This is a genomic window from Zhongshania aliphaticivorans, assembly GCF_902705875.1.
GTDB lineage: Bacteria > Pseudomonadota > Gammaproteobacteria > Pseudomonadales > Spongiibacteraceae > Spongiibacter > Spongiibacter aliphaticivorans_A.
In genome coordinates, this window is the sequence record NZ_CACSIK010000002.1 from 69,708 (window position 1) to 81,769 (window position 12,062).

The following is a 12,062-nucleotide window of genomic DNA, read 5'->3' on the forward strand; positions in this document are numbered from 1 at the left end:
AATACCGTAAGTAAGGCTTAAAGGAGTTCACACTGAGCTTCGATCCAGTTCTCTACTTCTAGCATTAGTTCGCGGCTTTCTCTATTTGAAGTTGGAATAGGGTCACCGATGACAAGGGTTATGGTGCCGGGTTTTATTTTGAGTCCTTTCGCAGGCCAAAGCTTGCCACCGTTGTGTGCTATCGGTAATACTGCGACACCCGCCTCAATGGCAATACCTGCCCCACTACGGGCGTATTTACCACGTTTGCCCACTGGGGTTCGAGTGCCCTCAGGAAATATAAGTAAGCTGTAGTTATTTCTAAGGCGAGATAGGCCCTGCTCCATCGTCTGTCGAATCGCTGCCCTTGGGTTACTGCGGTCGATACCAATAGCGTTCATCATTCTTAGTGCCCAGCCAAAAAACGGGATATTGAATAACTCTCGTTTTACAACTGTGGCAACGGGAAATAGATACCACTGTAAATAAAATGTCTCCCACTGGCTTTGGTGCTTCGCCATAGCAACATATGGAGTATCTTTTGGAAGTGTGCCCTTTACTTGAGTTTTTACGCCACAACAAATGCGTAACCAATAAATTATTAGCGCATTACCCAGTACAAAATAGCGACCGCGTATATGAAAAGGGAGGAAAGAGGTAAACAAAAGTCCGCTAACACTAACAACAACGGTGATTAAGGCATAACCGATAAAAAAAAGTGATGAGCGTATCGTCAATATAAAATTAGCAATATTTTCCATACAAGAATTTAACCTTATTCAACACAGTGTTATGCATAAAGCGGGGACGGCTTGGAAACAGCCCTCCCCCACCGTAGAAATCCAACAAATCGGTAAATATTATTTACCAACTACAAGTAAGGAAATATCAGCAACTTGCAAAAACAAGTCTTGAAGTTGTTTTAGTAAAGCTTGTCGATTGCTGCGTAATGCAGCTTCATCTGCATTGACCATAACGTGTTCAAAGAAAGCATCTACGGTGGGCTGCAAGGCGGCGAGTGCCTTTAAACCTCCTTCGTAGTCAGCGACAGCAAATAATGGCGATACCTTAGTTTTTTGCAAAGTTAATTGCTCTGCGAGAGCAATTTCTGCAGGCTCTTGAAGTAATGCGGGATCCACAGTCTGACTTATTGGGGCATTTACTTTCGCAAGAATGTTGGAGACACGTTTGTTAGCAGAAGCCAGTGCAGAAGCCTCCGGCATTTGGTTGAAAGCCTGCACTGCATTAATACGCTGATCTATATCTAAGGGTGCACTCAAATGTTTTGCGTTAACAGAGAGGAATACCTCGGCGGAAATACCTCGGTCTTCATAGCCGGCTCGCAACCGATCAATAATATAAGCAATGACAGCGTCGCTTAGCTTAGGGTTGTCATCAAATTTGCCATGCTTTTCGATAGCTAGTTTGACCAAATCAGCAAGGTCCAGTTGAAGCTTTTTTTCAATGATAATGCGCAAAATACCAAGGGATGCACGACGTAATGCAAAGGGATCTTTTGAGCCGGTTGGTATTTGTCCAATCCCGAAAATACCAGTAATAGTATCTAAACGATCGGCAAGTGCGACGATGGTACCGGTCATGGTGGTGGGTAAAGTATCGCCTGCAAATCGCGGCATATATTGCTCGTTCATAGTGAGCGCGACTTCATTTTCTTCACCGTCATTTTGGGCATAGTAATAACCAGCTATACCCTGCATATCATCGAACTCAAGCACCATGTCGGTAACTAAATCACTTTTAGAGAGTTCTGCGGCTCGTTTTACAAGTGTAGCATCTGCCCCTAGGTGCTCTGCTATATTAGAACTTAGCTCAGCCACGCGGCAGGTTTTATCATAAATGGTGCCTAACTTGTCTTGGAAAACAATGTTAGCGAGTTTGTCTCGGCGTTGTTCAAGACTGGTTTTACAATCGGTTTCAAAAAAGAAAGCGGCATCACTAAGTCGTGGACGAATAACGCGCTCGTTGCCATCGATAACTTTTTGAGGGTCGTGACTTTCAATATTTGCAACTGTAATAAAGTGTGGCATAAGCATGTTGTTAGCATCAACAATGTGAAAATATTTTTGATGCTCTTTCATTGATGAAATTAATGCTTCTGCAGGTACTTTTAAGAAACGCTGTTCAAAGCTACCGGCTAATGAAACAGGCCATTCTACTAAGGAGTTAACTTCATCTAATAAATCTTCACTGATAACAGTGTTACCGCCTAGATTAATACCCAGTTCAGTAATTTGATTGCGGATAATATCTTGTCGTTGCTGGTAATCCGCAATAACTTTTCCCTGTTCTTTAAGGATAGTTTCATAACTATTGGCGGACAATATTTCTAATTCATGAGTACAATGAAAACGATGTCCTCTCGTATTATTAGACGATGTTAGGCCAAAAATATTTTCTTGAATGGTTTCATTGCCAAAAACAATGGCGAGCCATTGAATGGGTCTTACAAATTCGGTTCGAGACGACCCCCACCGCATTCTCTTAGCGATGGGCAGTGAATTTAATGCTGAATCAATGGTAGAAGCGATAATACTTTTTGTTTCCACACCTTTAGCAATACTGCGATAGCAGAGTTTTTCTTGTTTGCCATCATTTGCAATAAACTGATGTATTTCTTCAATATTTAGCTTATTTTTTTTGGCAAAGGCCAAGGCAGCATTGGTTGCATTGCCGGCATCGTCAAAGGCAACTTTGACAGGTGGCCCCCAAATCTCTAATTCTTTGTCCGCTGCGGTTTCCGCTAAATCAGATATAAGTATGGCTAGACGGCGAGGTGTTGCAAAGCTTTTGCTTGATGAGAAAGTTAAACCCAGACCAGCAAGCTGGGATCTAATACTTTCTGAAAAAGCATTTGATAATGTTTTTAAAGATTTTGGTGGTAATTCTTCAGTACCAATTTCAATTAATAAATCACGGACGTGGTTCATTATTTGCTCTCCTTTGCGGCAGCTAATTCGGACCGTAAATTGTCGGGTGCTAAAGGAAAGTTTAAAGCTTCGCGTGTATCGTAATATGCCTGCGCGACTGCACGCGCCAAGCTGCGGACACGTAAAATGAAACGTTGTCTTTCTGTAACAGAAATAGCGTGTCTAGCATCAAGTAAATTGAATGCATGCGATGCTTTCATTACCATTTCATAAGCAGGTAGCGGTAGACCTTTTTCTATAAGGCGTTCACTTTCCTTTTCACAATGATCGAACTGCGCGAATAGCTGTGAAGTATCTGCTTCTTCAAAGTTAAAGTGAGACATTTCAACTTCATTTTGGTGGAACACATCGCCGTATGAAACATTGCCAGCCGGCCCTTTTGTCCAGACCAGATCATAAATACTATCTACGCCCTGTAAGTACATTGCTATGCGCTCTAGGCCGTAAGTTATTTCACCACTAACGGGATAACACTCAAGACCACCCACCTGTTGAAAGTAAGTAAACTGGGTTACTTCCATACCGTTTAACCAAACCTCCCAGCCAAGCCCCCAGGCCCCGAGTGTTGGTGATTCCCAGTTGTCTTCAACAAACCGAATGTCGTGTACTTGGGGGTCGATGCCAAGCATTTTCAAAGAGTCTAGATATAGCTCCTGAATATTACTTGGCGAGGGTTTCATGATGACCTGAAACTGGTAATAGTGTTGAAGCCGGTTGGGGTTGCTACCATAGCGACCATCCGTTGGCCGGCGGCAAGGTTGTACGTAGGCAGCATTCCACGTTTCAGGGCCGATTGCGCGCAAAAAGGTAGCGGGATGAAAGGTACCGGCGCCGACCTCCATATCCAGCGGCTGTAATAGAACACAGCCCTGCTCAGCCCAAAATTGTTGTAATGCTAAGATTAGCCCCTGAAAGGTGCTGACGTCTGCCTTACTCACGGCTTTCCCCACGAAATAAATAAAGAGGTGAATTATACAGATATGAAGGCCACTGCGTTAAGACTAAGGCGGTTTCTAGTCGAAGCCATAGTGGACTTGCTATGATTAACAGCTAGATTTTAGGAGAAAGACTGGAATGGCAAAAATAATTGGTGCGATTTTAGGGTTTTTTGTGGGTGGCCCGCTTTTGGCACTACTGGGTTTCGTTGTTGGGACATTTTTTGATCGAGGCTTAGGTCAGGCCATGCGTTTTAATTATGGTGCTGAGCGGGAGCGTATTCAAAATATCTTTTTTGACACGGTATTCCGTGTGATGGGCCATATAGCTAAGGCTGATGGCCGTGTTTGCGAGTCTGAAATTGCGCAAACAGAGGCGATTATCGCTCAGCTGGATCTTACTGGTGCACGACGTCAAGATGCTATAAATCGTTTTAAACAAGGCAGTGATAGTGGTTTCCAGTTAGAGCCTCAAATATCAGATTTTATGACGGTAGCAAAAAGTCAGCCCTTATTGCGTCAGATGTTGCTAGAGGCCTTGTTGACGATGGCGTTGGCTGACGGAGAAATGGCTGATGCAGAACGGGATATTGTTAGCCGAGTAGCGGGTTACTTAGGGGTGTCCGCTCATGAGTTTAAACGTTTAGTAGATATGGTGATGGCGCAGCGTCAGTTTCATGGCGGTGGCAGTTACTCACAGAGTGAAACCAGTGGCTCTGAGCTTAAAAAGGCCTACCAAGCTATCGGTGTTGAAGCGTCGGCGTCGGATGCAGAAATAAAGCGAGCTTATCGTAAGTTGATGAGTCAGCATCACCCCGATAAGCTGGTGGCTAAAGGTGTTCCAGAAGATATGATGAAAATAGCCACAGAAAAGGCCCAAGAAATCCAAGTCGCCTACGATTTAATTAAGAAAAATCGGGGTTCAAAATAGAAAACGGTGCTGGACCCTACGCAACATTATTTAGCCTTGGGCTGATATGGGGCGAATATTGTCAGCTTCTTTCGAGTCAATTTCGTCCAGCGCTTCTACTTTCCCTTTACAGGCCTGCATAACAGCTTCTTTGTTTTTGGCTAAGAAAATTCCGAATTCTTCGGCCTTAGTTTCGTCAACATCGGGAATATGTTGTTGTAGCAATGCGCTGAAACCTTCTGCCAACTCCAACATTTTGTCATAGGCATCGGCATCTTTTTTGTTGTCAAACATACTATTGTCCCTATCACACATCCACTTGGCTACTACCGCCATACGTCACCTCGTCTGATTATTGAACGGTATTGAATTTAATATTTACTGTATGTAAATACAGTTGTTTGTGCAAGTAATATTTTTAGAAGTAGTGAGCTTGTTGCTGATTCACGCGAATGTCATGGACATTTGCTATCTTCGCGGCCTTAATTCTATAGCCGCAGCGAAATTTATGAACCCGTTCTTAAGACTAGCTAGTTTGTTATTTTATTTCGGACTGCTGACAGCTTGCGGCGGCAACAGTGTTAACACTAGTGAGCAGTCATCGTCCGATGACTCATCTCAGCCCGATCCGAGCCAGTTAACTATTACTGGTGGGGACGAAATAGCATCTAATTCACAACATACTTTGCGTGCAACACCAGAGGCGAATACGTCGGGCACATGGCAGTGGCAATTTGATAGTGCTTTGCTCGATGTGAATTTGGTTGAGATGGATGGTGATCGTTTGAGCTATGTGGCGCCCGATGTAAATCAAACTACGGAACTGAATTTTAGTTTGGAGCGAGTACTTTCGGGTGGGCAAGTGGAAGTCGGCAGTAAAAAAGTCACTGTTTTTCCTGAAGATGACGTCACTAAGCAACCTCAAATAACAAGTAGTGAGGATACCTCAGGCAATGAAGCGGATGAAATTCAGCTTTCTGTTCAGGCCTTAGCACAGAGTGGCCGCAGTATTCGTTCAGTTAAATGGCAGCAAAAGTCTGGACCAGTTGCACAAGTCATCAGTGTTGATGATCAAGATGTGTTTGTTATCCAACTACCACAGGTGGAAACAGATCAAGTCATTGTTGTGACTGTTTTAGTGCAGGATAGTGGTGGATTTGCTGCGAGTGCTGAAATTGAAATACAGGTGTTTGATACCCTTGATAATCAGCTACCCGAGGTGGAAGCTGGTGCGGATCAAGAGGTTATGGCTAATGAGCTTGTCTATTTAGAGGGTATGGCTAGCGATGGCGACGGCGAGGTTTCAGCCGTTTTCTGGGAGATACTAGCGCCTTATGCTGAGTTAGAGGTAAATCAAGCCGACACCTTAACCGCGAATTTTACTGCACCCAATGTGACCAATGACGTTGATTTACAGCTTCGCTTAACGGCATTTGATGATGCTGGAGCTTCTGCTTCTGATATGCTGACTATTCGAGTTTTGGCCGTTGAAAATCAACCTCCGTTTATAAAAGATGCCTATGTAGACCCTGGTGTCGCTTATAGTGGCGAGACTATTCAGCTTGTTGCCGTTGGGCAGGATCCCGATGGTAATGCACTGACCTATGAGTGGCATCAAATGGTTGGTGATGAGCAAGCCTTGCTGACTATTCATCAAGATATAGATGGTAATGCGAGTGCCAGTTTACCGATTCTTAGCAAGAATGAAGTTTTTGAATTAGAGCTCTTATTAAGTGATGGAGTAAGTACGGCCAGCAAGCTAGTAAGTTTCCAGGGGGTGGCTAGGAACGCAGCTGCGCCTGACCCCTTGTCATGCCTATTACAGCCAATGGCATCTGGTTGTCCTCTGGCACCACTCGCTCCAGTTTTGGACCCTGATGCATTTGTCGCCTGTACCGGTGATATTGCGAACACTGAATGTATTTTTGTCCAAATTGCTGGCCCTGCAGTGTTGGCTTGCATTGACAACCCAAGCCCTCAAACGTGTGGGACAGCGTTGACCAGTATTACCGATCCTAGCTATGTCTTAGAACAACTTGGTGAAGAAGATTCGGCTGGGTCCTGCAACCCTGCTTATGATGACAATAGTTTTGAGCATTATGCGGGTGCACTCCATGAGCATACGGCTTATTCAGATGGTACGTTTTTAACCCGCCCCGCCGATGTGTATGCGCGTGTTAAAGCATCTGGCTTAGATTTTGTGGGCAGCTCTGATCACTCAGATAATATGGGTCTTCCGCTTTCTGTTGGTCGTGGTGACTGTGCTCCGGAAGAGTTTTTTGATTGCTTCTTATTTGTGGATCCAGATAATCGTAGCGATGCATTTGTAAAATGGCAGGCAACACAGGAGCAAGCACTGGCTGCAAGCGATGAAACGTTCACGGCATTTCGTGGTTTTGAATGGACTTCTGATCGCTTTGGACACGCTAATGTGTTCTTTTCTCGTAATATTATCAACGCCAAGACTGGGCCTGGTTATGCGGTAAGTATGGTGCGCTTTTGGGAATGGTTCTCCTATCCTGCACAATTTGGCGGTGGTTCTGATGGTTTGCTGAGTTTTAATCACCCTGGTCGTGAAGATGCAATAGAGAGTTTTGTTGAGTATTTCGGCGGCGATCCAGGTTTCACGTTTAATGATTTTCGCTATGTCCCCGCTGCAGATTATAGAACGGTGGGTATAGAGGTATTTGGTAAAGGAAGCGAATACGATAGTGATGGTCCCGGTGGTAGTTGGTTAAGCTATGCTTTAGATAAGGGTTGGTATTTAGCCCCGGTAGGATCTGAGGATCATCATGATACTCGCTGGGGTGATGGTGACCTACCTAAGACTGTTTTCATTGCGCGTTCTAATAGTCGAGATGATTTGCGCGAGGCTATGTTGGCGAGAAGGTTTTATGCGGTTGCTCAGAACTACAACGATATTCGTCTGGATTTTAGCGTAGACAATCACGTTATGGGCTCGCGATTACGACGTACAGTAGGTACTGAGCTTCTCGTGAAGGCAAGTATGTTGTCGAATGGCACCCTTGTAACTGCGCCGCGGTTTGAGTTAATTGGGCCTGATAACACCGTGTTGGATTCTAGCGCGGGTTCGACATGGGAAACACGCTTGGGATTCAGCTCTGATGTAAAGTATGTCTTCTTGCGTGTACTTGATGGCGATCGCCCGATAGCGTTTTCAGCGCCAATTTGGTTACAAGAAGGCACCGAGCCATTACCACAATGCTTTGTGCCTCAAGTTTGGACGGATGAATCTATGGTGTTGCCGGTACTCTAGATTTTAAACGTGCTGACTTGTTTGCATTTCAGCATAGCGCTTGGCCCACGATACAAACTGGTCTGTTGGTAGCGGCGGAGAATACAGAAAACCTTGTACCATATCGCAATGACGTTCACGTAATATGCGTCGTTGGTGCAGGTTTTCAACGCCTTCTGCAATAACGGTCATGTTAAAGCTGTGACCCATGGCGATAATGGCATTGGTCAGTGTAACGCTGTCGTTACAGTTATCAATATCGTGTACAAAGCTGCGGTCTATTTTTAATGTATCAAAGGGATAGCGCTTAAGATAACTGAGTGAGGCGTAGCCAGTACCAAAATCATCAAGTGATAAGTGAACCCCTAGTTTTTTGAGCTGCATGAAGGTGTCGCGGATCTCTGCCGTATCATTTATCAATAGACCCTCGGTAATTTCCAGTTCTAATCGTGATGCAGGCAAACCGCTTTGGCGAAGTGCAAAACGGACACTTTCAACAATATCACCATCAATAAATTGTTTAGCTGAAATATTAACCGCAACTGTTAGCGGCGGTAAGTCGGTCTGAGACCAAGTGACGACTTGCTTACAAGCATGTTCTAGCACCCACTTGCCAATGCCGATGATTAAACCGCTCTGTTCGGCAACAGAGATAAACTGATCGGGGCCGGGATTCCTCAAATCGGTATTTTGCCAGCGTAACAGTACTTCTACTCCGCTTAAGCTATTAGTTTTGAGATCAATAACGGGTTGATAGTAAAGTTTGAATTCATCACGATCGATGGCATAACGCAGATGATTTTCTATTTCTAAGCGTTTTTCGGTTTCGCTACTCATCCCCTCTTCATAAAAGCTGAACCGGTCTCCTCCCATCTCTTTTGCATTGAACATTGCGGCTTCAGCACGCCGCATAAGTACTGTGCTATCGGCACCATCATCGGGGTATTGGCAGAGGCCGAGACTCGCCGATATATTGACTTCATGTTGATCAATAAAGTAAGGGGTACGGCATTGCTCGAGAACTGTATTAGCTAGATTTTGAGCCTCTATGCTACTGTTAGATGCGTTAAGGATGATTAGAAATTCGTCGGCACCTAAATGCGCCAGTACTTGATCTTCGCTTACGCTGTGTCGTAAACGTTCGGTTGTTTCTATAAATATTCTATCAACAACTTGGTGACCCAAAGAATCATTGATATATCGAATACGATCTAAATCAATATGAATGAGAATAAAATGACTATCACCATGGTTTTGTTCATTAATGGTTGATTGCAGTGCGCGAAGGGCAAAATGTCGATTGGGTAGACCGGTTAGGACGTTGTAGTGTTCACGAATGAATAATCGATCTGCAATGGCTTTATGCTCAGAAATATCTTCAATTGAAATAACAACACGGGACAAATCACCGTTATCTTCAAGGATCGGGGCAATGGTTGCTGCGACATAATCACTCCCTTCTGCATTCTGAAAACGTAGCTCTCCTCGCCACTCTCGCTTATCGCTTATCGCTTGGTTGACGAGCTTGCGTGTTTCTTCAGGCACGTTTTCTTGCCAATACTGATCAAGTGAAAAAACATCGACATTGGCAACCATCTTTTCAAGTGATGGGTGGTTAGTGTTTAAAAAAAGAATATTAAGTTGGTTATCCAGCATCAGAAAAGCTGAAGAGCTGTGTTCTATAAGCTGTTGTTGAAGTGCATTGGTATCGGCAAGCTGGCGATGGCGTGTTTGTTGACGCTCTAGGCGATTGCTTAACATGAAGGCAATAACAAAAGTGCAGCCAAGGAGTGTGGCTAAGGTGAGTAACGCGGGGTCGTAAGGTGTGTTAAAACCAAAATATACTACGGCTGCAATAGCTGCAGAGACGGTTAATGCTATGGCGAGGTAAAGGTGTGCCATTAAAAAGCTCTTATAAGTTTAAGGCTTATCGTTGAGAGTATAGGCCAAGACTACGCCACGTTGTTATTTTGCGCCTTGCTTGCTAACAGCATTGCAACGGGTGCGGTACTTGATGGTTCCTTCAACGATGTTTCTTGATAATAGCGTATTTTTAGGCTTTTGAACTGTGCGCGAAGTTCATTTTTGTCTAAGTAAAAGCGGTTATTTGTTTTATGGTGGTTCGAGTTACCCGTTGTTGTATCAGATCTTAAGAAGGTTTGATAAAAAAGCAGGCCGCCAGGTTTTAATGCTTGGACAATCTTGGCCAGCAATGGCCGGTGAAGAAAATAGCTGACGACAATGACATCATATTGCTTGTCTCCAATACCGTCATTTTCGATGTCTACACAGTGGGTATTGATGTTGAGTTCGTGCTGGCGTGCGAAAGTATGTAACCGTGCCAGCGCAACATCTGATATATCTACAGCATCACACTCCAAGCCGCATTTTGCGAGTTGGATGGCATTTCGACCTAGACCACACGCCAAGTCTAGCGCATAGCCTTTGTCTGGTAGTAAATCAAGGTGCTGTAGCAGTACTTCGCAGGCAGGGCTGCCGAGCTCGCGTTCGCTGTGGCGGCGGTTCCATTTTGTTTGACTGTCTGATTCAAGTAATTTTGACATAGCGTTGACTAACGTCGCCAAAATGAGGGTAAGAATAGAACTAAGAGGGTGAAAATTTCTAATCGTCCCAAGAGCATGGCATAGCACAGTATCCATTTTCCGGCGTCACTGACACTGCGATAGCTTGCGGCAACCTCACCGAGACCAGGCCCCATATTGTTTATGGCGGCGGCAGTGGCTGAAAAAGCACTGAGAGCATCGAGACCGCAGGCCATCATTGCTAGGGTGATCATGATAAAAGAGATCATATAAATGCCGACAAAACTCCATACGGCACTAACAATTTTAGCCTCTACACGATGACTACCTATTTTTAGGGGGATGACGGCATTGGGGTGAATAAGTTGCTTCATTTCCCGAATACCTTGTTTAGCAATAAGCATGACCCTCACTACTTTCATGCCGCCACCGGTAGATCCCGCACAGCCACCAATGAACGACAGCATGATAACGGCAACGGGTAAAAAGCTGGGCCAAATTGAGAAGTCTTCGGCGCCGAATCCGGCCGTGGTGACCACAGAGATTGTGTGAAACACACCATGGATAATACTGTCTTGTAGTGCATAGGTGCCGCTGAAATATAGGTAAATAGAAATAGTCAGTGTGGCAATAGCAACAATGATGAGATAGAAGCTGGTTTCAGAATCCTTTAAGTAATAGAAAATTGAACGTGACCGCCAAACATGAAAGTGGATGGTAAAACTTAAGGCGGCAAATAACATAAAACCGCTGCATATCATTAATATTAGAGGGCTTTGAAAATATCCCATACTGGCATCGTGGGTAGAAAAGCCACCAATCGCTACGGTGGAAAAAGAGTGGGTTATAGCATCAAAAAAACTCATTCCCGCGAGCCAATACGCAAGGGTGCAAACTAAGGTAAGCGCAACATACATAAGGAATAGTATTTTTGCTGTGCCAGTAATACGAGGGGTGAGTTTATTATCTTTTACTGGGCCGGGTATTTCAGCACGGTAGAGCTGCATTCCACCAATACCCAGTATAGGCAGTATTGCCACTGCAATGACAATGATCCCTATCCCGCCCAACCATTGTAAAAATTGCCGGTAGAATAGGATGGAAATGGGAAGTTCATCCAACCCGGTAATGACGGTTGCACCCGTAGTGGTGAGGCCGGATATAGACTCAAATACCGCGTCGCTGACAGACAGTCCAGGGTTGTCAGCAAGGTAAAAAGGTAGCGCTCCAAATAGGCCCAATACTGTCCAAAATAAGGAAACAATAAGGAATCCGTCGCGAATACTCAGCTCATGGCGTTGATTGACGTTAGCTAACCAAAAAAGTAAGCCACCACTAAATGTTAGCGCAAATGCAGTGACAAAGGCATTGAGAGCACCGTCGTTTAGCCATGCGGAAATCACCGCAGGAACAGCCATCGTTAAGCTGAATATCATTAATAATACGCCGATAATTCGGCCTATGATTCTCAGATGCATAAAACCAAGCGCC

The 12,062-nt window shown here is 44.5% G+C and carries 9 protein-coding genes; 2 read left to right on the forward strand and 7 right to left on the reverse strand.

The window, feature by feature from the left end; translation table 11 throughout:
• Positions 1-17: 17 nt before the first annotated feature.
• From AELLOGFF_RS13775 to glyQ, 3 genes are all read right to left on the reverse strand, one after another.
• On the reverse strand, positions 18-740 hold the full coding sequence (locus AELLOGFF_RS13775; RefSeq protein WP_159269481.1) for a lysophospholipid acyltransferase family protein: 723 nt from the start codon (positions 738-740) through the stop codon (positions 18-20).
• 99 nt (positions 741-839) lie between these two features.
• A complete protein-coding gene (gene glyS, locus AELLOGFF_RS13780) occupies positions 840-2,927 on the reverse strand; it encodes a glycine--tRNA ligase subunit beta (RefSeq protein WP_159269482.1) in 2,088 nt (695 codons plus the stop codon).
• Complete coding sequence (glyQ, locus tag AELLOGFF_RS13785) at positions 2,927-3,865, reverse strand: glycine--tRNA ligase subunit alpha (RefSeq protein WP_159269483.1); 939 nt, start codon at positions 3,863-3,865, stop codon at positions 2,927-2,929. The genes glyS and glyQ overlap by 1 nt, the downstream gene beginning before the upstream one ends.
• 136 nt (positions 3,866-4,001) lie before the next feature.
• On the opposite strand from glyQ, the gene djlA reads away from it, so the two are divergent.
• Positions 4,002-4,793: a co-chaperone DjlA gene (gene djlA / locus AELLOGFF_RS13790; RefSeq protein WP_159269484.1), complete on the forward strand. Its 792-nt coding sequence runs from the start codon at positions 4,002-4,004 to the stop codon at positions 4,791-4,793.
• A 30-nt stretch (positions 4,794-4,823) separates the two neighbouring features.
• Here djlA and AELLOGFF_RS13795 read toward each other — a convergent pair whose 3' ends face one another.
• A complete protein-coding gene (locus tag AELLOGFF_RS13795; RefSeq protein ID WP_159269485.1) occupies positions 4,824-5,108 on the reverse strand; it encodes a YebG family protein in 285 nt (94 codons plus the stop codon).
• Positions 5,109-5,175: 67 nt separating this feature from the next.
• Between AELLOGFF_RS13795 and AELLOGFF_RS13800 the strand changes: the two genes are divergently transcribed.
• The gene (locus tag AELLOGFF_RS13800; protein ID WP_159269486.1) at positions 5,176-8,049 is read left to right on the forward strand and encodes a PKD domain-containing protein; all 2,874 of its coding nucleotides are present in this window, start codon (positions 5,176-5,178) and stop codon (positions 8,047-8,049) included.
• Between the two features lie 3 nt (positions 8,050-8,052).
• Here the strand turns inward: AELLOGFF_RS13800 and AELLOGFF_RS13805 are convergent, their stop codons facing one another.
• From AELLOGFF_RS13805 to AELLOGFF_RS13815, 3 genes are read right to left on the reverse strand one after another with little or no spacing between them, the layout of a single operon-like run.
• Entirely contained in the window at positions 8,053-9,930 is a 1,878-nt protein-coding gene (locus tag AELLOGFF_RS13805; RefSeq protein ID WP_159269487.1) for a putative bifunctional diguanylate cyclase/phosphodiesterase, read from the reverse strand.
• Between the two features lie 50 nt (positions 9,931-9,980).
• The gene (locus tag AELLOGFF_RS13810) at positions 9,981-10,592 is read right to left on the reverse strand and encodes a class I SAM-dependent methyltransferase (protein WP_159269488.1); all 612 of its coding nucleotides are present in this window, start codon (positions 10,590-10,592) and stop codon (positions 9,981-9,983) included.
• Positions 10,593-10,600: 8 nt separating this feature from the next.
• Positions 10,601-12,049: a TrkH family potassium uptake protein gene (locus AELLOGFF_RS13815; RefSeq protein WP_159269489.1), complete on the reverse strand. Its 1,449-nt coding sequence runs from the start codon at positions 12,047-12,049 to the stop codon at positions 10,601-10,603.
• Positions 12,050-12,062: the final 13 nt, after the last annotated feature.

Bases quoted from the DNA above. Each gene is read 5' to 3' on its own strand.
- AELLOGFF_RS13775 (WP_159269481.1), bottom strand. From the start codon at position 740: ATGGAAAATATTGCTAATTTTATATTGACGATACGCTCATCACTTTTT.
- glyS (WP_159269482.1), bottom strand. From the start codon at position 2,927: ATGAACCACGTCCGTGATTTATTAATTGAAATTGGTACTGAAGAATTA.
- djlA (WP_159269484.1), top strand. From the start codon at position 4,002: ATGGCAAAAATAATTGGTGCGATTTTAGGGTTTTTTGTGGGTGGCCCG.
- AELLOGFF_RS13795 (WP_159269485.1), bottom strand. From the start codon at position 5,108: ATGGCGGTAGTAGCCAAGTGGATGTGTGATAGGGACAATAGTATGTTT.
- AELLOGFF_RS13805 (WP_159269487.1), bottom strand. From the start codon at position 9,930: ATGGCACACCTTTACCTCGCCATAGCATTAACCGTCTCTGCAGCTATT.
- AELLOGFF_RS13810 (WP_159269488.1), bottom strand. From the start codon at position 10,592: ATGTCAAAATTACTTGAATCAGACAGTCAAACAAAATGGAACCGCCGC.
- AELLOGFF_RS13815 (WP_159269489.1), bottom strand. From the start codon at position 12,049: ATGCATCTGAGAATCATAGGCCGAATTATCGGCGTATTATTAATGATA.